At 72.3% G+C, this 23,133-nt stretch carries 22 protein-coding genes and 1 pseudogene; 15 read left to right on the top strand and 8 right to left on the bottom strand.

Annotated features, from left to right (window positions below; all coding sequences use genetic code 11):
* Positions 1–2 precede the first annotated feature (2 nt).
* From KPF22_RS30055 to KPF22_RS30045, 3 genes are read right to left on the bottom strand one after another with little or no spacing between them, the layout of a single operon-like run.
* Positions 3–854, bottom strand: a complete 852-nt coding sequence (locus KPF22_RS30055) for an ABC transporter ATP-binding protein (RefSeq protein WP_224400990.1) — start codon at positions 852–854, stop codon at positions 3–5.
* Positions 851–1,705, bottom strand: coding sequence for an ABC transporter permease (locus KPF22_RS30050; protein WP_224400989.1), 855 nt, complete (start codon positions 1,703–1,705; stop codon positions 851–853). Before KPF22_RS30050 ends, KPF22_RS30055 begins: the two co-directional genes overlap by 4 nt.
* Positions 1,702–2,733 carry an ABC transporter substrate-binding protein gene (locus KPF22_RS30045; protein WP_224400988.1) on the bottom strand — a complete coding sequence of 344 codons (1,032 nt, stop codon included), beginning with the start codon at positions 2,731–2,733 and terminating at the stop codon, positions 1,702–1,704. The genes KPF22_RS30050 and KPF22_RS30045 overlap by 4 nt, the downstream gene beginning before the upstream one ends.
* Positions 2,734–2,930: 197 nt before the next feature.
* Here KPF22_RS30045 and KPF22_RS30040 point away from each other — a divergent pair, with 197 nt between their 5' ends.
* A complete protein-coding gene (locus KPF22_RS30040; RefSeq protein WP_224400987.1) occupies positions 2,931–3,569 on the top strand; it encodes a GntR family transcriptional regulator in 639 nt (212 codons plus the stop codon).
* Between the two features lie 39 nt (positions 3,570–3,608).
* On the opposite strand, the gene KPF22_RS30035 is transcribed toward KPF22_RS30040, so the two are convergent.
* Positions 3,609–4,463 (bottom strand): mycofactocin-coupled SDR family oxidoreductase, encoded by an 855-nt coding sequence (locus tag KPF22_RS30035; protein WP_224400986.1) that lies wholly within the window; start codon positions 4,461–4,463, stop codon positions 3,609–3,611.
* On the bottom strand, positions 4,460–5,296 hold the full coding sequence (locus KPF22_RS30030; protein WP_224400985.1) for a mycofactocin-coupled SDR family oxidoreductase: 837 nt from the start codon (positions 5,294–5,296) through the stop codon (positions 4,460–4,462). Before KPF22_RS30030 ends, KPF22_RS30035 begins: the two co-directional genes overlap by 4 nt.
* 291 nt (positions 5,297–5,587) lie before the next feature.
* On the opposite strand from KPF22_RS30030, the gene KPF22_RS30025 reads away from it, so the two are divergent.
* The 3 genes from KPF22_RS30025 (at position 5,588) to KPF22_RS30015 (ending at position 7,521) form a co-directional block, all read left to right on the top strand.
* Positions 5,588–5,836 carry a hypothetical protein gene (locus KPF22_RS30025; protein ID WP_224404070.1) on the top strand — a complete coding sequence of 83 codons (249 nt, stop codon included), beginning with the start codon at positions 5,588–5,590 and terminating at the stop codon, positions 5,834–5,836.
* Between the two features lie 450 nt (positions 5,837–6,286).
* Positions 6,287–6,730, top strand: coding sequence for a hypothetical protein (locus KPF22_RS30020; RefSeq protein ID WP_224404069.1), 444 nt, complete (start codon positions 6,287–6,289; stop codon positions 6,728–6,730).
* An 11-nt stretch (positions 6,731–6,741) separates the two neighbouring features.
* The gene (locus KPF22_RS30015; protein WP_224404068.1) at positions 6,742–7,521 is read left to right on the top strand and encodes a cupin domain-containing protein; all 780 of its coding nucleotides are present in this window, start codon (positions 6,742–6,744) and stop codon (positions 7,519–7,521) included.
* A gap of 42 nt (positions 7,522–7,563) precedes the next feature.
* Here KPF22_RS30015 and KPF22_RS30010 read toward each other — a convergent pair whose 3' ends face one another.
* From KPF22_RS30010 to KPF22_RS30000, 3 genes are all read right to left on the bottom strand, one after another.
* Positions 7,564–8,352 carry an IclR family transcriptional regulator gene (locus KPF22_RS30010; protein ID WP_224404067.1) on the bottom strand — a complete coding sequence of 263 codons (789 nt, stop codon included), beginning with the start codon at positions 8,350–8,352 and terminating at the stop codon, positions 7,564–7,566.
* 72 nt (positions 8,353–8,424) lie between these two features.
* Entirely contained in the window at positions 8,425–9,336 is a 912-nt protein-coding gene (locus KPF22_RS33465; RefSeq protein WP_224404066.1) for a VOC family protein, read from the bottom strand.
* A gap of 161 nt (positions 9,337–9,497) precedes the next feature.
* On the bottom strand, positions 9,498–10,244 hold the full coding sequence (locus tag KPF22_RS30000) for a GntR family transcriptional regulator (RefSeq protein ID WP_224404065.1): 747 nt from the start codon (positions 10,242–10,244) through the stop codon (positions 9,498–9,500).
* A 159-nt stretch (positions 10,245–10,403) separates the two neighbouring features.
* Here KPF22_RS30000 and KPF22_RS29995 point away from each other — a divergent pair, with 159 nt between their 5' ends.
* The 11 genes and pseudogenes from KPF22_RS29995 (at position 10,404) to KPF22_RS29945 (ending at position 23,119) form a co-directional block, all read left to right on the top strand.
* A complete protein-coding gene (locus KPF22_RS29995) occupies positions 10,404–11,297 on the top strand; it encodes a fumarylacetoacetate hydrolase family protein (protein WP_224404064.1) in 894 nt (297 codons plus the stop codon).
* Entirely contained in the window at positions 11,294–12,388 is a 1,095-nt protein-coding gene (locus tag KPF22_RS29990) for an alcohol dehydrogenase catalytic domain-containing protein (protein WP_224404063.1), read from the top strand. The genes KPF22_RS29995 and KPF22_RS29990 overlap by 4 nt, the downstream gene beginning before the upstream one ends.
* Before the next feature lie 25 nt (positions 12,389–12,413).
* On the top strand, positions 12,414–12,647 hold the full coding sequence (locus KPF22_RS29985; RefSeq protein ID WP_224404062.1) for a hypothetical protein: 234 nt from the start codon (positions 12,414–12,416) through the stop codon (positions 12,645–12,647).
* Between the two features lie 161 nt (positions 12,648–12,808).
* Positions 12,809–13,785 (top strand): annotated as a pseudogene (locus KPF22_RS29980) (IS481 family transposase).
* Between the two features lie 528 nt (positions 13,786–14,313).
* Positions 14,314–15,138, top strand: coding sequence for a PaaX family transcriptional regulator C-terminal domain-containing protein (locus KPF22_RS29975; protein ID WP_224404061.1), 825 nt, complete (start codon positions 14,314–14,316; stop codon positions 15,136–15,138).
* Between the two features lie 101 nt (positions 15,139–15,239).
* A complete protein-coding gene (locus KPF22_RS29970) occupies positions 15,240–16,319 on the top strand; it encodes a cupin domain-containing protein (protein ID WP_224404060.1) in 1,080 nt (359 codons plus the stop codon).
* Positions 16,316–17,128 (top strand): fumarylacetoacetate hydrolase family protein, encoded by an 813-nt coding sequence (locus KPF22_RS29965; RefSeq protein ID WP_224404059.1) that lies wholly within the window; start codon positions 16,316–16,318, stop codon positions 17,126–17,128. Before KPF22_RS29970 ends, KPF22_RS29965 begins: the two co-directional genes overlap by 4 nt.
* A gap of 1 nt (position 17,129) precedes the next feature.
* Entirely contained in the window at positions 17,130–18,710 is a 1,581-nt protein-coding gene (locus KPF22_RS29960; RefSeq protein WP_224404058.1) for an FAD-dependent monooxygenase, read from the top strand.
* Entirely contained in the window at positions 18,707–20,755 is a 2,049-nt protein-coding gene (locus KPF22_RS29955) for an acetate--CoA ligase family protein (RefSeq protein WP_224404057.1), read from the top strand. The genes KPF22_RS29960 and KPF22_RS29955 overlap by 4 nt, the downstream gene beginning before the upstream one ends.
* A complete protein-coding gene (locus KPF22_RS29950; RefSeq protein WP_224404056.1) occupies positions 20,736–22,421 on the top strand; it encodes a (2,3-dihydroxybenzoyl)adenylate synthase in 1,686 nt (561 codons plus the stop codon). The genes KPF22_RS29955 and KPF22_RS29950 overlap by 20 nt, the downstream gene beginning before the upstream one ends.
* The gene (locus KPF22_RS29945; protein WP_224404055.1) at positions 22,418–23,119 is read left to right on the top strand and encodes a maleylpyruvate isomerase family mycothiol-dependent enzyme; all 702 of its coding nucleotides are present in this window, start codon (positions 22,418–22,420) and stop codon (positions 23,117–23,119) included. Before KPF22_RS29950 ends, KPF22_RS29945 begins: the two co-directional genes overlap by 4 nt.
* The last annotated feature ends 14 nt before the right edge of the window (positions 23,120–23,133 follow it).

Raw genomic sequence — 23,133 nt, 5'->3', positions numbered from 1 at the left:
GGTCAGTCCGTGAAGGACGCCGCGGCGTCCGGTTCGTCGGAGTCCGCGGGCACCAGCAGCCGGGCGAGGTGTCGCTCGATCCGGGCGAACTCGGGCGCGAACACTGACCGCGGCCGGGGCAGGTCGACCGGCACCTCCTCGAGGATCCGGCCGGGCCGCGCGGACAGCACCACGACCCGGTCCGAGAGGTATACGGCCTCCCGCACCGAGTGCGTCACAAACAGCACGGTCTTGCCGGTGCGCTCCCAGATCTGCTCAAACTCGTGCTGCAGCCTGCCGCGGGTCTGGGCGTCGAGCGCGCCGAAGGGTTCGTCCATCAGCAGCAGCGCCGGGTCACATGCCAGCGCCCGGGCGATCGCCACGCGCTGCTTCATGCCGCCGGAGAGCTGGTGCGGGCGGTGCTCGCCGAACCCGTCGAGGGACACCAGGTGCAGCAGCTCGGCGACCCGGGCCGTGGCCTCCGCGCGGGATAGGCCCTGCTTGCGCAGCCCGAACCGGACGTTGTCCGCCACTGTGAGCCACGGGAACAGCGCGAAGTCCTGGAACACCACGCCGCGGTCCAGGCCCGCCCCGCGGATGGCCCGCCCGTCGAGCTTCAGGGTGCCCGCGGTGGGCGACACCAGCCCGGCGATGATCATCAGTAGTGTGGACTTGCCCGAGCCGCTGGGCCCGATCAGGGTCACGAACTCGCCGTCCGCCACGTCGAGGTCGATGCCCTCGAGCGCCACGGTGGTGCGCGTGCGGCCGAAGGACTCGCCGGTCACGTACCGCTTGCCGAGGTCTCGGATGGCGAGCTTGGCGCGGTTCGCCTCGAGCTCCCGGTCGGTGGTCAGGGTCTGGTCCAGCCCGGTCATCGCGCCTCCCGAAGAGTTCCCCAGCGCTCGACCGTGGCCGCCTCCAGCGACCGCAGGACGACGCGCTCCAACATCAGCCCGACGATGCCGATCACGAGGATCCCGGCGTAGACGATGTCGGCCTGGAAGTACTGACGGGCCTCGAAGACCCGGTAGCCGAGCCCGCCCGCGACGCCGGCGAGCATCTCGCCCGCGACGAGGATGCGCCACGCGCGGGAGAAGCCGAGCCGGTAGCCGCCGATGATCCCGCCGAGCGAGCCGGGCAGCAGCACCCGGGTGAACATCTCCATGCCCCGGCAGCCGAGCGTGCGGCCCGCGTCGACCAGCCGCTGATCCACCGCGCGCACCGCACCCCAGGTGTTGAGCATCGTCACGAGCATGACCTCGCTGACCAGGATCACGATGATCGTGGTGTCGGTGAGCCCAAACCACAAGATGGCCAGCGGGATCAGCGCGATGCCGGGCACCGCGAGGCCGAAGTTCATCAGCGGCAGCAGGGTGCGCTCGGCGAGCCGGCGGGTGCCCATCAGCAGGCCCAGCGCGGTGCCGATCGCGCTGCCGATGACCACGCCGACGAGTAGCCGGTACAAGGACTGCCCGATGTCCGTCCACAGTGTGCCGTCGGCCGCCATGCCCCCGATGGCGCCGAAGATCGCGCCGAGCCCGGGGAAGAAGGCCTCGGGCACCAGCCCGCTCACCGCGACGACCTGCCACAGGGCGAGAGCGACAAGGATCGGCAGGGACGTGATGACCAGCTGCTTGCCCGCGGTGCGGGTAACCCACGCGATCCGGGTCCCGACGTCCGGCCGGGCGGTCTCGGACTGCGAGGTGCGCTCGGAGGTGGCGGTCATGCCGCACACCCCTGCGCCGCAGCGGCATCGGTGAACTGAGTGTCCACATTGGCCGCGAGGTCCGGTACCATGGGGATCGAGCCCAGCTCCGTGAGCTTGCGGGCCTGCGCGGTGGTGTCGGCGAGCACCTCGTCGTCCACCGCCACGTGGGCGCCGTAGGTCTGCTCGGCGAAGATCGCCTGCACGGTGTCCCGGGACAGCCCGCGGTACTCCGGCTCCAGCAGGCCCACGGAGGCGTCCGGGTTCTGGGTGATCCAGCCCTCGGCGCAGACGAGGGCGGAGACGAACCGCTGCACGTCGTCCGGCCGTTCGTCCACCATGGACCGGGTGGTCAGCACGTAGAACGGATAGATGACGCCCGCGGGTCCGGCGATCCGGTCCGGTGTCATCGCGACCCGGGTCAGGCCCGCCTCGACGGACCGGTTGACGTAGGGCTGCCAGACCAGCGCGCCGTCCAGCGAGCCGCCTGCCAGCGCGGCGGGCATGTCCGTGACGGCCAGATTGACGACCTGGAAGTCCGACTCCTTCATCCCGATCGCGTCCAGATGGCGCAGCCAGGCGGTGTGCACGCCGGAGCCGAGCTGGATGCCGATCCGCTTGCTACGCAGGTCCTCCATGCTCATGGTGGCGGTGTCCCCGGCGGGCACCAGCAGGCTGGCGAGGAATCCGGTGTTGTGCACCGCTACCGCGACCACCGGAAGCTGCTTGCTCACCGCCTGCACGAACCGTGCGTCCGCAGCGGTGACGAAGTCCGACGAGCCGCCGAGCATCCCGGCGATCGCCTCGGTCCCGGTCTGGATCTCGGTGAAGTCGACCTGGACCTGCGAGCGGGTGAAGAACCCCTCCTGCTCGGCGACGAGCCCGACGAGCGGCTGGGCGGAGTTGTTGACGTAGCGGACGGTGGGCTGGTCGCCCGATCCGCCTGCCTGCGAACCGCAGGCGGCGGTGACGGCGGTGAGCAGTGCGACGGCTCCGGCGAGGGTGCCGCGTACTGCGCGCCGCGTCCAACGGCGTTGTGTGGACGTCACGATGGTCCGGACCTCATTCCCTGCGGGCGTCGACGGCGACGCGCGAGCCGGTGGGTGACAGCTCGTATGCAATCCGAGCCAGATTCCGCTGTCAAGAGGGAGATTCTTATGCAGAAAGCCTGCTGGCAAGGGTTTCGAGGTGACATGGGCCGCCGAGCCTGGTTCAATATCGTATACGCAGTACTGCTGGAGGGGATATGTCGGCTGCCGAACGGGCCTACGCCTTGATTCGCTCGCTGGTGATCGAGGGCGGGCTCGCGCCGGGCTACCGGCTGCGCGAGGACCCGATCGCCGAGGAGCTCGGGGTGAGCCGCACGCCGGTGCGTGAGGCGCTGCGCAGGCTCGCGTCCGAGGGGCTGGTGGAGCTGCAGCCCAAGCGCGGCGCGGTCGTGGCGACCTTTGCGCTCGCGCACCTGGACGAGGTGACCGAGTGCCGCGCGGCCCTGGAGGGCACGGCGGCGCGGCGGGCGAGCAGCCGGATCTCGGCCGAGCAGCTGACCCGCCTCGCGGCGCTGGATAACGAGATGCGCGCGCTCGCGGCGGAGCGCAGTCCGGCAGCGCTGGACAAGATCGGCGAGTTCAACAAGGAGTTCCACGGCACGGTGCTCGTGGCGGCGGCCAGCCCGAGCCTGGAGATGCTGCTGGCGAACCTGGCGGTGGTCCCGCTGGTGCGGCGCACGTTCCGGCACTACTCGCCAGAGGCGCTCGAGCGGTCCATGAGCGGGCACCACGAGCTGGTGGACGCGTTGCGGGCGGGCAGCGCGGAGTGGGCGGAGTCGGTGATCCGCGCGCACATCTGGTCCGCGGCTTCGACCCCGCGGTTCGACGAGGTGTGAGGAGTCGCGGCGCCCCGCACAGGGCGCCGCGGCCGGGGCTCAGCGCATCACGTTGCCGGCGTCCACCGGCAGCGTGATCCCGGTGACGTAGCGGGCCTCGTTTGAGGCCAGGTAGAGCACCCCGTTGGAGATGTCGATCTCCTCCACCCAGGGCACCGGGAGCAGGTTCAGGCTGCGGAAGCCGTCCATGCAGTCCTCGGCGGTCGGGGCGTCGAGGTCCGGCCGGAAGATGTGGAAGGTGTTGTTGTTCAATAGCATCGGCGTGGGGACGGAGGTCGGATGGATGGTGTTGACCCGGATTCCGTCCGCGGCGTGCTCGTGGGCCAGGCCCCGCATCAGCCCGACGACGCCGTGCTTGGCCGCCGTGTAGGCGCTCATGTTCTGCAGCGCCCTGATGCCCGCCGACGAGCTGGTCATGATCACGCTGCCACCCCGGCCCTGGGCCACGAGCAGCCGGATGCTCGCCTTGGCGACGTGCCACACTGCCGTCAGGTTGGTGTCGAGGACCGCCTGGAAGTCCTCGACGCGCATCTCGTGGGCCACGCCCGCGATCCCCGTGATGCCGTGGTTGGCCACCACCACGTCCAGACCGCCGAGCTCGCCGACGCCCTCGGCCAGGAACGCCTCGACGGCGGCGTAGTCCCGCGCGTCGAGCTGCGCCGAGACGACCCGGCGGTCCAGCTTCTCGATCTCCGCGACCGTCTTCGCCAGGTCGTCCGGCGCGGCTGGCGGGTTCCCCTGCGCGGGAACGGGTTCGCACACGTCGAAGGCGAGGATGTCCGCGCCCTCCTCGGCGAGTCGCAGGGCGTGCGAGCGGCCCTGGCCGCGCGCCGCACCCGAGACCAGCGCGACCTTGCCCGCCAACCGTCCGCCCATCGAGGGTCCTCCGCTCACTTGATGCTCATTCCGGCGTCGACCGGCAGCACGGTGCCGGTGATGTAGCGGGCCTCGTCGGAGGCCAGGAACGCGACGGCGTGGGCGATGTCCGCCGCCTCGACGTACGGGATCGGCAGAACGTGCAGGCTCCGGTAGGCCGGCAATGCGTCCTCGTGCGTCGGGTCCGTTAGGTCGGGGCGGAACATGCGGTAGTTCTGCTCGTTGAGCAGCATGTCCGTGGCCACCGCGGTCGGGTGCACGGTGTTCACCCGGATCGAGTGCTCGCCCAGCTCCAGCGCCATGCTCCGCATCAGCCCGACCAGCCCGTGCTTGGCGGCGATGTAGGAGCTCAGGTTCTGCACGGCGCGCAGCGACACCGACGAGCTCGTCATGATCACTGAGCCACCGTTCCCGGCGGCGATCATGTGTGGCACCGCCGTCGTGACCGTGTTGAAAACGCCGGTGAGGTTGGTGCCGATCACCGAGCGCCAGTCCTCCTCGGTGGTGTCCACCGAGCAGGTCCCGCTGCTGGTCAGGCCTGCGTTCGCCACCACGACGTCGATGCGGCCGAACTCCGCGACGGCCTGATCGACGAGCGCCTGCACCCCCGGCCGATCGGTCGCGTCGAGCCGGGCTGACAGGATCCGCCGGTCCGTCGCCTCGACCGCCTTGACCGTCGCCGCCAGGTCCTCCGGCGTCGCGGGAGGCGCGCCCTGCGCGGGCAGCGGCGCGCAAACGTCGAACGCAACGATGTCGGCACCCTCCTCGGCCAGGCGCACCGTGTGCGCCCGGCCCTGTCCCCGTGCGGCGCCGGAGACCAGCGCCACTTTTCCTGCCAATCGACCTGCCACGACACTCCCCGTTCCGGATCGTTCCTCGGATTCCAGGAGTGCCGGGCCGCGCGCGGACCGTCAAGCGGTGGTCCACGGCTTTCCGCTCCGCCGAATCCTGCTGTGACCGGCGTCCCGCGCGATTCGGGTCGGGGGAATGTCGCGCGGGGCGGGCACGGGGCGGCGGCGGCCGGTGGATCGTCCTCGCCGAACGCGCGACGAGGCGCAGGAGAGGCGGCAGGGGTGAGCGATACATCGGTCACCGTCCACACCGGACCAGAGACGGATCCGGAACGGGCCGGGCCGCTGCGAGTGTTCCGTAAGGTAGACGACCTGGGCGTAGTCCTGGTGCTCGTCCTGATGGTCGGGGTGGTGTCCGCCTTCCACCCGCAGTTCGTGGAGCGGGCCTCGCTGTCGAACATGGCGATGCAGACCGCCTTCTACGGGATCATCGCGGTCGGAATGGTGTTCCTGCTGTCGAGGGGGAGCTCGACCTCTCCGTCGCGGGCAACTTCGCTTTCTCTGCCACGGTCGCGGCGCTGCTGGCCCAGGTCGGGGTGAACCTCTGGCTGGCCGCACTGGTCACCATCGCCGTCGGGCCGCTCCTGGGGCTGGCCGACCGCGCGTCCGTGCTGCGCGACGGCCGCCTGGGGTGGACCCCACCGATGGCGGACACCTCGATCGACCGGCTCATCACGAAGACGATCGGGACCGAGCCTGCGGCCCTGCCGGACGAGCGCACCCGGCCCGAGCCGGGCCGCGACCCGGTGCTGACGCTGCGGGAAGTCAGCGTGCCGCGGCGGCTGGACGGGGTGTCGCTGGAGATCCGGCCGGGCGAGATCCTCGGCCTGGCAGGGCTGAAGGACGCCGGCTGCCGCGACGTCATCAACGTGGCGTTCGGACTAAACACCCCGGCGGCGGGGGAGGTGCGGCTCGGCGACCGCTGGGGGCCGCGCGGCCGCGCGGGCGGGCGTCGCGCTCGTCCCCTCGGGCCGTCGCGCCGACGGCCTGATGATCGACCGGATCATCCTGGACAACCTCTCAGCCGTGACGACCGCGGGCGGGCGGAGCGGGCGGCTGCTGCGCCGCCGCAGGCTGCGGGCCGCCGCCACCGAGGCCGCGACCCGCCTCATGGTCAAGTACCACTCGCTCGACGACCCGGTCGGCGGGAACCAACAGAAGGTCGTGCTGGCCAAGTGGCTCGGCGCCGAGTCACGAGTGTTCCTGCTCGACGACCCCACCCGTGGCATCGACATCGGTGCCAAGTACGAGATCTACCGGATGATCCACGCCGCGGCGGCCGCGGGCGCCGCGGTGCTGTTCTCCTCCAGCGAGCTCGAGGATTACGGCCACCTGTGCCGACGGGTCCTCGTGCTGCGCCGCGGCGCGCTCCGCGCCGAGCTGACCGGGCCCGACATCACCCCCGCGCGCCTGCTCGACGCCATGAACACCTGAGAGGACAAGACATGTACATCACGTCGTTGGAGAAGGCGACCGCCGCGGGCACCGCGCACGCGCTGCCGGACGGCAGCGCGGTGACCACCCTGGTGTCCCGCGACATCTGCGGGGCCGAGGGCGGCGAGATCGCGATGGTTACGGTGCCCGCGGGCGTCACGCGGCACCTGCCCCGAACGCCGGTGGAGATCGGGTCGGTGCTGGTGGCTGGGGACGCCGTCGTGTCGGTCGACGAGGCCTCGGGACCCGGGGCCGGGACCGCGCTGTTCGTGCCGCCGGGCAGCTCGTTCACGGTCGCGGCGCAGCGGCTCGCCGCGTCGCTGCTGGCCTACGTCGGCGGGTCCGTCCGCTGGACGGACACCGACCACCACAACGCGGGTGGGGCCGCGGGGCCTGCCGACCTGTTCGCGGTCGCAGACCAGGAGAACCACCCGTTCGACATCCCCGACATGGGGTTCTTCGACATGCACGCGCGCTGGCTGGTGGACAAGGCGACCCGGGGGAGCAGCACGCTGACCCTGGGGCAGAGCACCTTCGCGCCGGGCACCGGGCGGCACGCGCTGCACCGGCACCCGTCGGCCGAGGAGGTGTTCTACGTTTGGGAGGGCCAGGCCGTGCACCTCACCGAGGACGGCGCCGAGCACCCGATGAAGGCCGGTGAGCTGGTCTTCGTGCCGCGCAACGAGTGGCACGGCGTGCGTAACGTGGGGGACACCCCGATGCGCGCGATCTTCGGCTACCTCGGTGCCGAGAGCCTCGACGCGGGCGGCTACGAGCTGCCACAGGGCTGAACGGAGGGAGGCGGCCCCGCGGGATCTCGGGGCCGGCTCCTGTCAGTCGTGTCCGATCAGGGCCGCGGCCGCCCGCAGCCGCGGGAGCTCGAGCATCAGGGCCGCGGGATCGGTCCGCCGGGCAGGGCCGGCCAGCGCCACCGCCCCGGTGGCCACGCCACGCGGGTCCCTGGCTGCCACCGCGACGGCGACCACACCGGACTCCGACTCCTCGGCGTTGATGGCCCAGCCCTTGCGGCGCACCGGCTCCAGCCGCCTGCGCAGCTCGGCGAGCCGGCAGGCGGGCTCGCGCTCGGTGCCAGGGACCCCGAGCGGGTAGAGCCCGCTGAGCGTCTCCTCCGGCAGCTCGGCGAGCAGCACCTTCCCGACGGAGGTGACGTGGGCGGGCAGCAGCCACCCTGTCCGGGGGACGACGGCGTCGGCGCCCGCGCCCGCCACCCCCGCCACGAACCGGGCTCCGTTGCCCTCGCGCACGGCGAGCTGGGCGGTGAGCCCGCTCGCCCGCGCCAGCGACAGCAGGTGGCCCTTAGCCCGCGCGGCGTCCGGCCGCGCGGTGTCCGTGCGGAGCCCGAGCCGCGGACTGCCCCGGTAGACCCGGCGGTGGTCCTGCTCGGCGTAGCCGTGGTCCTTGAGCCTGCCGAGCAGCCGGTGCGCGGTCGACGGGGCCACACCGAGGACGTCCGCGGCCTCGCTGACCCGCAGGCTGCCGCGCTCGGCGAGCGCGGCGATGAGCCGGAGGGCGTTGTCGACCGACGATGTGGCGTCGCCGAGCCGGACGACGTCTGTGACGGACGCGGCCTCGGTCACGGCGACCTGGGCTGCCTGCTGCATGGGCGCCTCCTCGCGTCCTGGGGTGGGGACCCGACGGTTGGGCACGGGTCTCCCGAGCCCGGCCACGGGTTCCTAGTGGTCCATCTCGCGCTCGTTGATCGGGCCCCAGATGTTGACCGTCGCGAGGTCGACCTCCCATGTGCGCGGGCCCATCGGGTAGGTCTCGTGCCAGGGCCGGGGCTCCCAGAAGCCCTTGTTCTCGTCGTGGATCACGTCGATCTGGGTGAACAGCTCGATCGTGTTCCCGTCGGGGTCCTTGTGGTAGGTGAACAGGTTGTGCCCCGGCCCGTGCCGCCCCGGGCCCCAGTGCAGCCGGAGGTCGTTCTTCGCCAGGTGGTCGATCATGGTGATCAGGTGGTTCGGGTCCCGCATCTCGTACGCGACGTGGTGCATGCCGTCGTACTTGGTGCTGGCCATGAAGTTGGCCGCATGGTGGTCGGCGTTGCAGCGCAGGAACACGAAGAAGTCCCCGATGGTGTCCGACCAGCGGAAACCGAGAAGCTCCTGGTAGAACTTCTGCAACGACGCGAGCTCGGGGGTAAACGCCGCGACGTGCCCCAGCTTGGTCGGGCGTAGCGGCGGGGTGTTGTCCGCGTCGCTGCGCTCCTGGGCGGCAAACAGGTGCAGCTGAGCACCGGTGCCGGGCTCGGCCATCACGAGGACGTCCGGGGTGCCGGGGGCCACGTCCGTGCGGCGCTCCACCTTGTAGCCCGCCTCGGCCAGCCGCCGCTGGGCGTCCGCGATCGGCTCCCAGATCTCGTAGCCGACCGACACACGGGCCTTCGGGCCGCCCTTCGTGAGCACTACGCAGTGGTGGTCGGCGCCCGTGGTGAGGAACGCGGTGTCTGCCGAGCGGTCCTGCAGGTGGAAGTCGAGCATTTTCGTGTAGTAGTCGATCATGCGGTCGAGGTCGGGGGTCTCGAACCCGAGGTACCCGACCTTCGACACCCGGACCGCCGATTCCGCAGTCTCCGGTGTGGCCACTGCCTTCTCCTTCCCATGGCGTGCGTGCACGCACGCAGGTCGTGGAACTCGAAAGGGGCACCGGGGCCGTCAGGCGGACGCCGGTGTCCCTGCCGCGCAACCGCCCTCGGCGACCGCTCGCGCAATAGTGTCGACACTTGCTTCAGTTGTCCAGCCCCGGGCTAGTGGAGCTGCGCGCCCGCCTGCGCCACGGCGGCCCGAACGGCCTCGGCGGGATGGTCGGGGGTGAAGTCCCCGAGCACGCGCAGCGCCGTGCCCGCCAGGTGGGTCGCCATCAGAGCGGACCCGCCCTCTCCGTCCCCGTCGAGCACCGCGGTGAGGATCTCGGTGTGCTCGCGGTGCCGGTCGGGGAACAGGTCGGCGTGGTCGGCCTGGTAAGCGCGGACGTAGGGCTCGCTCTGCTCGGCGTAGGAGGCGATCGTGCGGGTCACCCGCGAGCCGCACCGCACCACCACGACGCGATGGAAGCGGTGGTGCGCGGCGGACCAGCTCCCCATGTCCGCGGCCCGGTGGGCGCGCTCCATCTCGCGCAGCGCGGCGCCTGCGTCCTTGGCCTCTGTCGTGGTCAGCCTGCCCGCGGTGATCCGGACGCCGAGCGACTCCAGAGCGATCCGCGCGGCGTAGAGCAGCTCGAGCTCCGCCGGATCGAAGCCGAGGACGACGCTGCGCCGGTTGGGCTCGGCGGAGACGAGGCCCTCCTCCTGCAGCATCCGGAAGGCCTCGCGCAGGGGCGCGCGGCTTACTGCGAACGCTCTGGCTAGCTCGGCTTGCTTGAGCTCGGTCCCGGCGGGAAGCGCCCCCGTGACGATCAGCTGCCGCAGGTGCGTGTGGACTTCGACACTGATCCGCCGAGGATCGGTGATCCGCAGGCCGGGAACGACCGCGGTCGACGCCTCTGTCTGTTCCACCGGCGCATCCTCCCAGAGGCGAGCCTAGCGCCCTGAGGGCGGGGAGGCTTGACGGTCGGCGCAAGTGTCGACACTCTATCGCTCGGAGCTAAACGTCGATATCGCTTCCGGGCCGAGTATCGGCCCACGGTGTCGGCAGGCACGGGAGAGGGTGAGCTCATGGAACCAGCGGAGTGGTCGCTCGTGCAGTACGTGCTGGGCGACGGCACTGGGGCGGCGGTCGGCGTGCTGACCGGCGACAAAATCGTCGAGGCGCCCGCCGAGCTCGGCGGGCGCGACCTGCTGGCTGTGCTGGCCCGCTGGCGCGAGGTCGAGCCGGTGCTGCGTGGCTGGCGCCCGGACGCCGCGGCTGTGGTCCCGGACGCGGTGCTCGTCGCGCCGCTGACCTACTCGTCGAAGATCGTCTGTGCAGGCGCGAACTACTACGGGCACCTCACCGAGATGGGGATCGGGCGCCCGGAGACGCCGCCCGAGCCGTTCTTCTTCTTCAAGCCGCCGACCACCACGGTGATCGGGCCGGGCGCGGCGATCCCGCTGCCCACGGGGGACACCCGGATCGACTGGGAGGCCGAGCTCGGCGTCGTCATCGCCGACCGGTGCAAGGACCTCGCACCCCCGGAGGTGTTCGACCACGTCGCCGGCTATGTCGCCGCGAACGACGTCTCGGCGCGGGCCCGGCTGTCCCGGGAGGACGCCGTCGCGCCACCCTTCGGGTTCGACTGGGTGGGCTCGAAGGCGCAGGACGGCTTCCTGCCGATGGGCCCGGGAGTGGTCCCGGCCTGGCTGGTCGGGGACCCGCAGGCGCTCCGGATCGGGCTGAGCGTCAACGGCGTCGTCAAGCAGGACTCGACGACCGCGGACATGGTCAGCCCGGTGGCGGACCTGGTGTCCGCGGTGAGCCGGTTCGTCACGCTCGAGCCCGGCGACGTCGTGCTTACCGGCACACCCGCCGGGGTCGGCCTGCCGCGCGGGGAGTTCCTCGCGCCCGGCGACGAGGTCGTCGTGGAGATCGAGCGGGTGGGTCGGCTGGTGAACCCGGTGAGCGGCTCGTGAGCGTCGCCGCCGACCTCGCACCATGGCCGGTCGCGGCGACCCCCGGCGACACCATGTCGGCCACCGTCTTCGCAGAGTTCGGCCCACCGGACGTGCTGCACCGGGCCACCGTGGCGACCCCGCGGCCCGCCGCGGATGAGGTGCTCGTACAGGTCGCCGCCGTCAGCGTGGGCAGGCTGCTCGACCTAAGCGCGCGGGCGGGCACCCATCCATACGCGAAGTTCGATCTGCCGCACGTGCTGGGCGCCGAGCACGCTGGCGTGGTCGCCGCGCTGGGCGCCGAGGTCTCCGGGCTCGAGGTCGGGCAGCGGGTCGCGGTCTTCCCTGCGGTGAGCTGTGGCGCCTGTGCGCTCTGTCTGCGCGGCGTGGAGGAGGCCTGCCCGTCGCTCCAGCTGATCGGCACCCATCGCCCGGGCGCCTACGCGGACTACGTGGCCGTGCCCGCGCGCAACGTCCACCCCGTGCCGGAGGGCGTGTCTCCGGTGGAGGCGAGCGCGCTCGCCCTGTCGGGGCCGGTCGCGCGCAACCAGCTGACCAGGGCGGGCTTCGAACCGGGACAGTGGGTCCTGGTCCAGGGTGCGGCGTCCGCGCTCGGCTCGACGACCGTGGCCCTGGCCCGGCACCTGGGCGGACGGGTCGTCGCGACCTCCCGGTCGGCGGCCAAGCGGGAGCGGCTCGCCGCCCTCGGGATCGAGGCGGTCCTTGATGCCACCAGCCCGACCTTCGTCGCCGACGTCCGCGAGCTGACCGACGGCCACGGTGTCGACCTCGCGATCGACGACCTTGGCGAGCCGGCCGTCTGGGCCGCCACCATGGACGCCCTCGCCGTGGCCGGGACCGTGGTCACCTCCGGTGCCTTCCTCGGCGGCGGAGTCTCGATGAACTTGCTGCGGCTCTACTCGAGCTGCCAGCGGGTAGTCGGCGTCCGTACCGGCAACCCGGCCAGCGTCCGCGCGACCTGGGCGGAGGTCGCGCTCGGCTTCCGGCCGGTGCTCGACCGCGCGTTCCCCATCGACCAGGCGGCCGCCGCCCACTGCCACGTGGAGTCCGACACGAACGTCGGACGGGTGAGCCTCGTCCACACCCTCTGACGAGCCCGACAGACGGAGATCGACGATGATCGAGGTCAGCAAGACCCTCCAGGTCAACGACGGCAGCCTACCCACCCTTAGCGGCGACGACGTGTGGGCCGGGCTGGTGGAGAAGGCGGCGAACCCGCTGTCCTACGTCCGCACCCACGGCACCGCCCGGGGCGCCATCGCCAACGAGATCGCCGAGGAGGCGGGCGAGCCGGTCCTGACGTTCCGGTTCCGGATCGACGTCGACGGAGTGGAGGCCGGCAGCCCGTAGGAGGCCGAGTTCGCCGAGGCCATGTAGGCGGTCTAGCTGTGATGCCCGGGCACGTTGGTCGAGATCGTGTGACGACACGGTCTGATCTGTAGACGGGTGAAGGCCTCCCGGGTGTGGAGTGGAGCTGTCGAGGAACCGCTCCGCCACCCAGGGAGGCCTTCGTGGCTCACGCTACCCACTCCAACGCCGCTCTCACCCCGCGCGCCGGCTGCGGCTCGCTCGGCTGGTCGTCGATGACGGCTGGTCGGTGGCCCGCGCCGCGGAGCGCTACGACGTGTCGTGGCGTACCGCGAACAAGTGGGCCGCCCGCTACCGCGACGAAGGCCCCGCCGGCATGCATGACCGGTCCTCGGCTCCGCATCGTCAGCCGAACCGGACCCCGGCACCGGTCGTGCCTGGGGCCGGTCGAGATCGCCGACCGGCTTGCTGTGGCCTCCTCGACCGTGCACGCGGTCCTGACCCGCTGTCGGATCAACCGACTGACCCACATCGACCGAGCGACCGGTGAACCGATCCGACGCTACGAACACCCCGCCCCCGGCGACCTGATCCACGTCGATGTCAAGAAGCTGGGCAGGGTCCCCGATGGCGGAGGGTGACGCTACGTCGGACGTCAACAGGGCGATCGGAACCGCTGCGCCACCGTCGAACACACCGGACACCGCGCAGCACATGGCGCGACCCGGTGATCGGGACCTGCTACCTGCACACCATGATCGACGATCACTCCCGGGTCGCCTACGTCGAGGCCCGCGACGACGAGACCAAACAGACCGCGACCGCGGTCCTGCGCAACGCCGTGGCCTGGTTCGCCGCCCGCGGGGTCACGGTCAAGCGGGTGATCAGCGACAACGGCGCCTGCTACAAGTCCCATCTCTGGCAAGACACCTGCGTCGAGCTGGGCATCACGGCGAAGAAGACCCGCCCTTACCGACCGCAGACGAACGGGAAGATCGAGCGTTTCCACCGCACGCTGGCCGAGGGCTGGGCGTTCAAGAAGTTCTACAACTCCGAGTCAGCCCGCCTCGCCGCACTGCCGGGATGGGTCCATGAGTACAACCATCACCGGCCCCACTCCGCGATCGGCAAGGCAGCACCCATCACCAGACTGAACAACCTGGCTGGGCATCACAACTAGCTCGACGCTGTGCGGACCACCCTCGCCGCGGTGCGCGAGCGGGTGGCGGCCGAGCAGGGTGTCGAGGAGGTCGAGCCGCAGACCGCCCTGAGTTCGTGCAGGACGTGTTCCGCCAGGTGGACATTTCGACCCCGCCCTCTTCGCGGAGCTGTTCGCCCCGACGGCGTGCTCGTGTTCGGCAACGGCAAGCCGATGACCGGCCCGGACGAGATCGCGGCGGGGGGCGGGTTCTTCACCACGATCGCGAGCCTGAGCCACCGCATCACCCGGCACTGGCACTAGGCCGACACCGAAGTCGTCGAGCTGGAGATCACCTACACCCGCCTCGATGGCCGAGTGGTCACCGTCCCGGTCGTGTCGGTCGTCCGGCGCCGCGAGGACGGCCTGGTCGAGGACTATCGGGTGTTCTTCGACCTGGCCCCGGTGTACGCCGACTGACGGTGGTCGGTCGATCTCCGACGTGTCACAATCGCGCCGACCGTGAGGGAAACGTCGCATGCTCCCCTCACGGCGGAGAGGAGCGTCGGCGTGCAGGCACGGTCGGTGGTGTTCGACCTGTTCGGAGACTACCTCCGCTACCGCGGGGGAGAGGTGCGGCTGCGTGGGCTGGTGGCGCTGATGGGGGCCGTGGAGGTGCCCGAGTCCACCGTGCGGGTCGTAGTCACGCGGCTGCGCAAGCAGGGCTGGCTGGCCAGCCGCCGCGAGGGGCGCGAGACCGTCTACGCACTCACTGATGCGGCCTGGACCCTCCTCAATGAGGGCCGCGAGCGGATCTTTCACCGCGCTCAGGGTCCCTGGGACGGGCAGTGGCACATGGTCCTGTACTCGGTCCCGGAGAGCGAGCGTGGGCTGCGTGAGCAGCTGCGCAAGAAGCTGGCCTGGTTCGGTTTCGGGCCGCTCTCGGCCGGGGTCTGGGTGAGCCCGCACGACCGGACGGCGCTGATCCGGGCGGAGTTCGCCGCCGAGCCCGCCGTCCAGCTCGACGTATTCCGGTCGCGCTCGGCAGGCAGCGCGGCCGACCGGGACATCGCTGGCCGGTCGTGGGACCTGCCCGAGCTGGACCGGGCGTACGCCGAGCTGCTGCGCACGTACCGACCGCGGCTCGCGGGCTACCGGGCGGGCGAGCTGCATGGGGCGGCCGCGCTCGTCGAGCGGATGCGGCTGGTGCAGGACTACCGCCGCTTCCCCTTCCACGACCCCGACCTGCCGCCCGAGCTGCTGCCCGAGCGGTGGAGCGGGCGGCAGGCGCACGAGGTGTTCCTGGAGGCACACGGGCTGCTCCGCGGCTCGGCAGAGGCGTGCGTGGACGCTCTGCTCGGCGCCGCCGAGCTGCCCGCGGGCCGGACACGCTGACGGAAGTTACAAACGATAGACGGTCGTTGAAGGAACGTTGTATATTATGGGGGTCGGAACCCATCTCGCCCGCGCCGCCGCGGGGACGGAAGGAGCGGGGCATGACCACTGCGCCGGAGATAACCCCCCAGGAGCAGGAGCAGCTCGAGCAGCTGTACGCGGCCTTCGATGCCGCGCACATGAAGCCGCTGTGGACGCAGATCGGCGGCCTGATGCCGACGAGCCCGCGGCCGGACTCGGTGCCCATGCTCTGGCGTTGGTCCACGCTGCTGCCGCTGGCCGAGCGCGCGGGCGACCTCGTGCCTGTCGGTCGGGGCGGCGAGCGGCGCGCGATCGCGCTGGCCAACCCCGGCTTGTCGGGCACCCCGTACGCCACTCCCACGCTGTGGGCGGCGATTCAGTACCTCGGCCCGCGCGAGGAGGCGCCCGCTCACCGGCACACCCAGACCGCCTTTCGGTTCGTGGTCGAGGGCGAGGGCGTCTGGACTAATGTGGAGGGCGACCCGGTCGCCATGCGGCGTGGCGATCTCCTGCTCACCCCGGGCATGCACTTCCACGAGCACCACAACACCACCGACCACCCGATGGCCTGGATCGACGGGCTGGACATCCCGCTCGTCCGCACGATCGACGCGAGCTTCTTCGAGTTCGGGCCAGAGGTGCTGGCCACCAAGGAGACCCCGGAGGTCTCCCGCAACGAGCGGCTCTGGGGGCACCCGGGCCTGACGCCGGTCGGCGCGCCCACGCCTAAGGCCTCCCCGCTCATGGCCTACCGCTGGGAGCACACCGACGCAGCGCTGACCGCCCAGCTCGAGCTGGAGCGCGAGGGGCAGCCGGGTGTCGTCGAGCCGGGGCACGCCGTCGTCCGGTTCACCAACCCCGCCACCGCCGGGGACTGCCTCACCACCATGCGCTGCGAGATGCACCGCCTTCTGGCGGGCACCTCGACCGCGCTGACCCGCACGGCGGGCTCGTCGGTTTGGCAGATCTTCGAGGGCTCCGGTGTGGTCACGGTCGGGGACGAGCGCTACGAGGTCGGCACGGGCGACCTGTTCTGCGTGCCGTCCTGGGCCGGTCTCGCCTTCGATAGCCCCGGTGGGCTCGACGCCTTCCGCTACTCCGACGACCCCGTCTTCGAGGCCCTCGGCCTCGCCCGCACCGCACGAGAGGTCCGCACGTGAAGCTTGCCACCATCAGGACCGCCACCGGAACCGCTGCCGTTCGGGTGGACGTGGACGGGGCCGTCGAGCTCGGTGTGGCTAATCTCGGCGCGTTCCTGGCCCGCCCGGACTGGCGCGCCGCCGCGGAGGCCGCGACGGGAACCCGGCACGAGCTCGCCGGGCTCGACTACGCCCCGCTGGTGCCGCAGCCCGAGAAGATCTTCTGCGTTGGGCTGAACTACCGGACCCACATCCTGGAGATGGGGCGCGAGCTGCCGCAGTACCCGGCGCTGTTCGCCAAGTTCGCCCGCTCGCTGGTCGGCGCGCTCGACCCGGTCGAGCTGCCCGCGGGCTCCGAGCAGGTGGACTGGGAGGCGGAGCTCGGTGTGGTGATCGGCACCGAGGTCCGGCACGCCTCCCCCGAGCAGGCCGCCGCGGCCATCGCCGGCTACACCGTGGTGAACGACGTGACCGCCCGGGACTTCCAATACCGGTCCGTCGAGTGGCTGCAGGGCAAGACCTTCGAGCGCAGCACCCCGGTCGGGCCCTGGCTGGTCACTGACGCCGAGCCCGGCGAGATCTCCTGCGAGGTCGACGGCGACGTGGTGCAGAAGGCGGACACCGGCGACCTGGTGTTCGGTCCGGCGGAGCTGGTCGCCTACATCTCCCAGATCATCACCCTCGTGCCCGGCGACATCATCGCCACCGGCACACCGGGTGGGGTCGGGCACGCCCGCAAGCCCCCGCGCTACCTCGGCGAGGGCTCGGTCGTGGTCACCCGGGTCGAGGGTGTGGGCGAGCTGAAGAACAGCTTCGTGAAGGCGGGCTGACATGCGCATCGCCGTCGCGGGGGGCGGGCCCGGTGGGCTGTTCTTCGCCACCCTGGTCAAGCGGGCGGACCCGTCGATCGAGGTCACGGTGTTCGAGCGGAACCGGGCGGACGACACGTTCGGCTTCGGTGTCGTGTTCTCCGACCGGACCCTGGCCGGCATCCACGAGGCGGACCCGGTGCTGCGCGAGGCCCTCACCGAGCACGGCACGCACTGGGACGACATCGAGGTGAGGCTGAAGGGCGAGCGGATCCGCTGCGGCGGCAACGGCATGGCCGCCGTCGTCCGGAGGACGCTGCTTTCGCTCATGCAGGAGCGCGCCTCCGAGGTCGGCGCGGAGCTGCGCTTCGCCACCGAGGTATCACTGGCCGACCTGGGCGATTACGACCTCGTGGTCGCCGCGGACGGCACCGGGTCGAGGATCCGCGACGAGCTCGACGCCGACCTGGGCGTGGAGATCGACACCGCGACCGCGAAGTTCATCTGGTTCGGCACGGACTACCTGTTCGACGGCCTGACCTTCGTGCACGAGCGCAGCCCAGACGGGGTGTTCGCGGTGCACGGCTACCCGATCTCGGCCGAGGTCTCGACCTTCATCGTGGAGACCGACGAGGCCTCCTGGCGGCGCGCCGGGCTCGACGAGTTCAACGTGACCCGCCCGCCCGGCGAGAGCGACCTGATCTCTAAGGAGTACCTCGAAAAGCTGTTCGCCGAGCAGATCGACGGCGGCCGGCTGCTCACCAACAACTCCCGGTGGGGCAACTTCCGCACCCGTCGGACCAAGCGGTGGCACACGACCACGCCGCGGCCCGTCGCATTGCTCGGCGACGCCGTGCACACGGCCCACTTCTCCGTGGGCTCGGGCACGAAGATGGCGATGGAGGACGCGGTAGCGCTCGCCGCCGCCGTCGCCGCGCAGCCGGGTGATCTGGGCGCGGCGCTCGCCGCCTACGAGGAGGCGGCCCAGCCCTCGGTCCGCCGGATCCAGGACTCGGCGCGCCCGAGCCTGGCCTGGTGGGAGCATTTCGGGCGGTACCACGAGGCGTTCGAGCCCTGGCAGTTCGCCTACCACTTCCTGTCCCGCAGCATCTCCGACGGCAGGCTCGCCCGTCGCGCCCCGGACTTCGTAGAGGCGAGCCATCGGGGCTGGGTCGAGGCGCACGGTGCGGAGCCGCTGGAGACTGCGTTCGCACACAGGGGCTGGTCGCTGCCCGGCCGCGCCGTGGCCGTCGAGTCGGCCGGGGGAGTCCCCACGAGTGCCGCCGGGCTGCCCCTGGGCGAGCCCGCGGAGGGGTCGTGGGGCGGGGTGCTCGCGGCGCCGGGTACCGAGGCCGGTCTCCCGGAGGTGTTCGCGGAGCTCACCACGCTGGCCCTACGCGGTCCGGTGTTGGTCGCCGTGCACGGCGGCACCGCGCACACCCGCACCCTCGTCGCCGAGCAGGCCCGGCTGGCCGAGGGCCTGCCCACCCTCGTCGTCGATCCCGCGCTGGACCGGGACACGGCCGTCACCGCGGTGCTGTCCGGCCGCACCGATCTCGTCGGCGCCCCTGCCGAGGTTCTCGACGCCTGGGGGACCTCGTGACCGCCACCACCACACCGCTGGCCGCACTGTTCGCTCCTGAGGCGATCGCGGTGGTCGGAGCCTCCCGCACGCCGGGCAAACTCGGGGCCGCACTCGCCCGCTCCCTCTCCGGGTTCAGCGGCAGGCTCGCCCTGGTCAACGGCCGGGACGAGACGATGTACCCCTCACTCGCCGCGGCCACCGCGGAGGGTCCGGTCGACCTCGCGATGATCTGCGTGCCCGCGCGCGCCTGCCCCGGCGTGCTGGCCGAGGCCGCGGCCGCCGGCGTCGGAGCGGCGGTGATCTGCGGGGGTGGCTTCGCCGAGGCGGGCGGCCCCGGCATCGGGCTCCAGGAACGGCTCGTGCAGACGGTGCGCGACACCGGGATCCGCCTGCTCGGACCCAACACCAGCGGCTTCCTCGCGCCGCCGCGCGGCCTCACCGCGAGCTTCGTTCCCGGCGTCGCGTCTGTCGAGGCCGGCCGGGTGGCGGTGGTCGCCGCCAGTGGCGGTGTGAACCACGCGCTCGCCTTCCTGCTCGCCGAGGCCGGCCACGGGGTCAGCCTCGCCGTCGGGTTGGGCAACGGCGTGGACGTCACGGCGCCGGAGGTGCTCGCCCACCTGGCCACGGACCCCGCCACCGGCGCCGTCGCCCTGCACATCGAGTCGGTGGCGGACGGGCGGGCGCTTGTCGAGGCGGTGGCGGCACTCGTGCCGCACAAGCCCGTCGTCGCGCTCGTCGTGGGCCGCAACGACGTCGGCGAGTTCGCCGCGTCCCACACCGGGGCGCTCGCCACCTCGTGGCGCACCACCCGCGCCGCGCTCGCCCAGGCGGGCGCCGTCCTGGTAGACGATGAGCGCGAGCTGGTCGACGCCGTCGGCGCACTCTCGGTGATCCGTGCGGCCCCCGCTGCCGACCCGGGCGTCGGTGTGGTGACCGCGCAGGCTGGCCCGGGCCTGCTGCTGCTCGACGACCTCCGCGGCCGCCGCGCCCGCGTCCCGGGTCTAACAGCCGCCACCCAGGACGCGCTCTCGACCCTGCTGCCGCCCTTGACCTTTCAGCGCAACCCGGTCGACACCGGGCGGCCGGGGCCGGAGTTCGGCGCCGTTCTGTCTGCGGTGGCGGGGGACCCAGAGGTCGCGGTCGTGGCCGGGTATGCCCTGCACGAGCCGGATGCGGTGGACCTCGCCGCGGCGGTCAAGGAGGGCCGGGTCCCCGGCGTGCCGGTGGTGCTAGGCGTCGGCGGCACCGGGCTGGACGTGCTGCGCTGCCGGGCCGAGCTGATCGCCGCCGGCGTGGCTGTGGCCAAGGACCCGCACGGGGTCGCCGCTGCGATCGCGGCGGTCCTGGCGGACGCCCGGGGCCGCGCCCGCCCGGCGGGCCTGCCCGCACCCGTCGAACTGGCCGTTACCGCGGGTCCGCTCGACGAGGACCAGGCCAAGGCGCTGCTGGACACCCTCGGCATCGCCACCATGCCCCGCCGGGCCTGCGCGGACCGGGCCGCGGCCCACGCCGCGCTCGCAGAGATCGGCGGACCGGTGGCCGTGAAGCTGCTCGACGCGACCGTCCTGCACAAGACCGAGATCGGCGGCGTCCGGCTCGGGATCCGGAACGCCGCCGAGCTGGACGCCGCGCTGGACGCGCTGGAGGCCGCGGGCGCGGTCCGCTTCCTCGTGGAACGCATGGCGCCCCACGGGATCGACCTCGTCCTGGGTGCCCGCCGGGACCCCGTGTTTGGGCCGATCGTGCTCGTCGGGCTCGGCGGGACGACCGCCGAGGCGCTCGCCGACGTGACCGTCCGGCTCGCCCCGCTCACCGCCGCCGAGGCCGCCCTGATGCCCGCCGAGCTGGTAGGCCACGCCCTGCTCGAGGGGTGGCGCGGCGGCCCCACGCTGGACCCTACAGCGCTCGGGGAGGTCGTCGCCCGGCTCGGCGGCGCCCTCGATGGCGCCCCCGACCTCGCGGAGATCGAGGTCAACCCACTCCGACTCACCGACGCCGGCCTCGTCGCGCTCGACTCCGTCGTCCTGCACCGGGAGGCCGACGATGCCCACCCCCATCCGTGAGCACACCGTGCCCTGGCCCGCCGCGGACGCCGCGCGGTACGTCGAGGCGGGCTACTGGGCGGGGGTGCCGCTCGGCCACCTACTCCGCGAGGTCGCCGACCGCACCCCGGACGCGACCGCGCTCGTCGACGCCGCCACCGGGCTGCGGCTAACCCACCGGGAGCTTGCCGACCGTGCGGACGCCGCAGCGGCGCGACTGCTCGATCTCGGCCTCTCCGGTGGGGACCGGATCGTGGTCCAGCTGGGCAACGGCGCGGAGTTCGTCATCCTCACCCTCGCCTGCCTGCGCGCCGGGATCGTGCCGGTGATGGCGCTGCCCGCGCACCGCCGCACCGAGTTGAGCTACCTCGCCGCGCATGCCGAGGCGGTCGCCATCGCGGTGCCGGACCGGATGCGGGACTTCGACCACCAGGCCCTCGCCCACGAGCTGGGACCCGACGTCCGGGCGGTCACCGACGCCGACTGGCATGTCCTCGTCGACGGGACCGAGATCGACGAGTCCAGCGTGGACCTGCGTGCGCTGTGTGCCCCGGGAACGGGGGAGGAGCGGGCTCGGCTCGACGCCGCCGCCCCGGGCAGCCGGGAGGTCGCAGTCTTCCTGCTCTCCGGTGGCACCACCGGCCTGCCCAAGCTGATCGCCCGGACCCACGACGACTACGCCTACAACGCCCGGGCGAGCGCCGAGGTCGCGGACGTCGACGCCCACACGGTCTACCTGGTCAGCCTGCCCGCGGGCCACAACTTCCCGCTGGCCTGCCCCGGCATCCTCGGTGTGCTGCTCGCGGGCGGCACGGTCGTCATGTTGCCGTCCCCGGAGCCCGGGCGGGCCTTCGCGACCATCGCGGCGGAGGGCATCACCCACACCGCCGTCGTCCCGGCAGTGGCCGGGCGGTGGCTGGAGCACGCCGTCGAGCACGGTGCGCCCGCCCCGCTGCGGGTGCTGCAGGTCGGCGGTGCCCGGATCGCGGACGAGCTGGCCCGGCGTGTCGAGCCCGTGCTCGAGGCCCGGCTGCAGCAGGTGTTCGGGATGGCCGAGGGCCTGTTGAACTACACCCGCCTCGACGACCCGGTCGAGGTCGTCTGCGGCACCCAGGGCCGTCCGATGTGCCCCGCGGACGAGGTGCGGCTGGTCGACGACCTCGATCAGGACGTGCCCGAGGGCGAGCCGGGATCGCTGCTCACCCGCGGGCCCTACACCCCGCGCGGCTACTACAGAGCCGCCGAGCAGAATGCCCGCGCCTTCACCGAGGACGGCTGGTACCGCTCGGGGGACATCTGCCGCCGGACCCCCGAGGGCAACCTGATCGTCGAGGGCCGGGACAAGGACATGATCAACCGCGGCGGGGAGAAGATCTCCGCCGAGGAGGTCGAGAACCTGGTCTACCAGCTGCCGGCGGTGAGTCAGGTGGCCGCCGTGGCGATGCCGGACCGAGAGCTGGGCGAGCGGGTCTGCCTCTACGTGGTGCCCCGGCCCGGCGCGACCGTCTCCCTTGAGGCGGTGCGGGAGGCCATGGCCGCGATCGGGGTCGCGCGGTTCAAGTGGCCGGAGCGCCTGGAGCTCGTTGCGACGCTGCTGTCAACCAAGGTCGGCAAGATCGACAAGAAGGCGCTCCGGGCGGACATCGCCGAGCGCCTCGAGACCGAGTCCGCGGGAGCGAACGCATGACCGACCGGCACGACACCTCCGCGACGCTGCCGTGGCTGCGACAGGGCACCGACCTGCTTCTGTCCACGGTGGACAAGCTCGACAACGCCGCGTTCGCCGAGCCCAGCGGGCTCCCCGGCTGGAGCCGGGCGCACCTGGTGGGACACGTGGCACGCAACGCCGAGGCACTGGTGCGGCTGGCGACCTGGGCCCGCACCGGCGTCGAGGCCCCGATGTACGCCGACCGCGCCCAGCGCGCCGCGGAGATCGAGGAGTCCGCGGCGTTCCCGCCGGAGCGGCTGCGCGCGGAGCTGCACTCGACGGCAGAGGACCTGGACGTCGCCCTCGCCGCGCTCGCGCCGCAGGAGTGGGCGGCGCAGGTCCGCAGCGCCCTGGGCCGGGCGATCCCAGCCGCCGAGGTGCCCTGGATGCGCAACCGCGAGGTCTGGCTGCACGCCGTGGACCTCGACACCGGAGTGACCACCGCGGACCTGCCCGCCGAGCTCGTCGACCTGCTGCTGGACGACGTTACCGGCATGCTGTCCACGAAGGACGGCTGCCCGGCCTGCACCCTGCGCCCGACCGACCGCGCAGGGGAGTGGCGGCTGGGCGCAGAGCCCCGTCTCCACACCGTCACCGCTCCCGCGGCGGAGGTCGCGGGCTGGCTCACCGGCCGCGCCTTCCTCGCTGGCACCCCCGCCCTGCCCGCCTGGCTCTGACCGATGACGAGCGC

The sequence above is a fragment of the Pseudonocardia sp. ICBG1034 genome (genome assembly GCF_020131375.1).
Classification (GTDB): Bacteria; Actinomycetota; Actinomycetes; order Mycobacteriales; family Pseudonocardiaceae; genus Pseudonocardia; species Pseudonocardia alni.
This window is presented reverse-complemented; position numbering and strand designations above follow the sequence as displayed.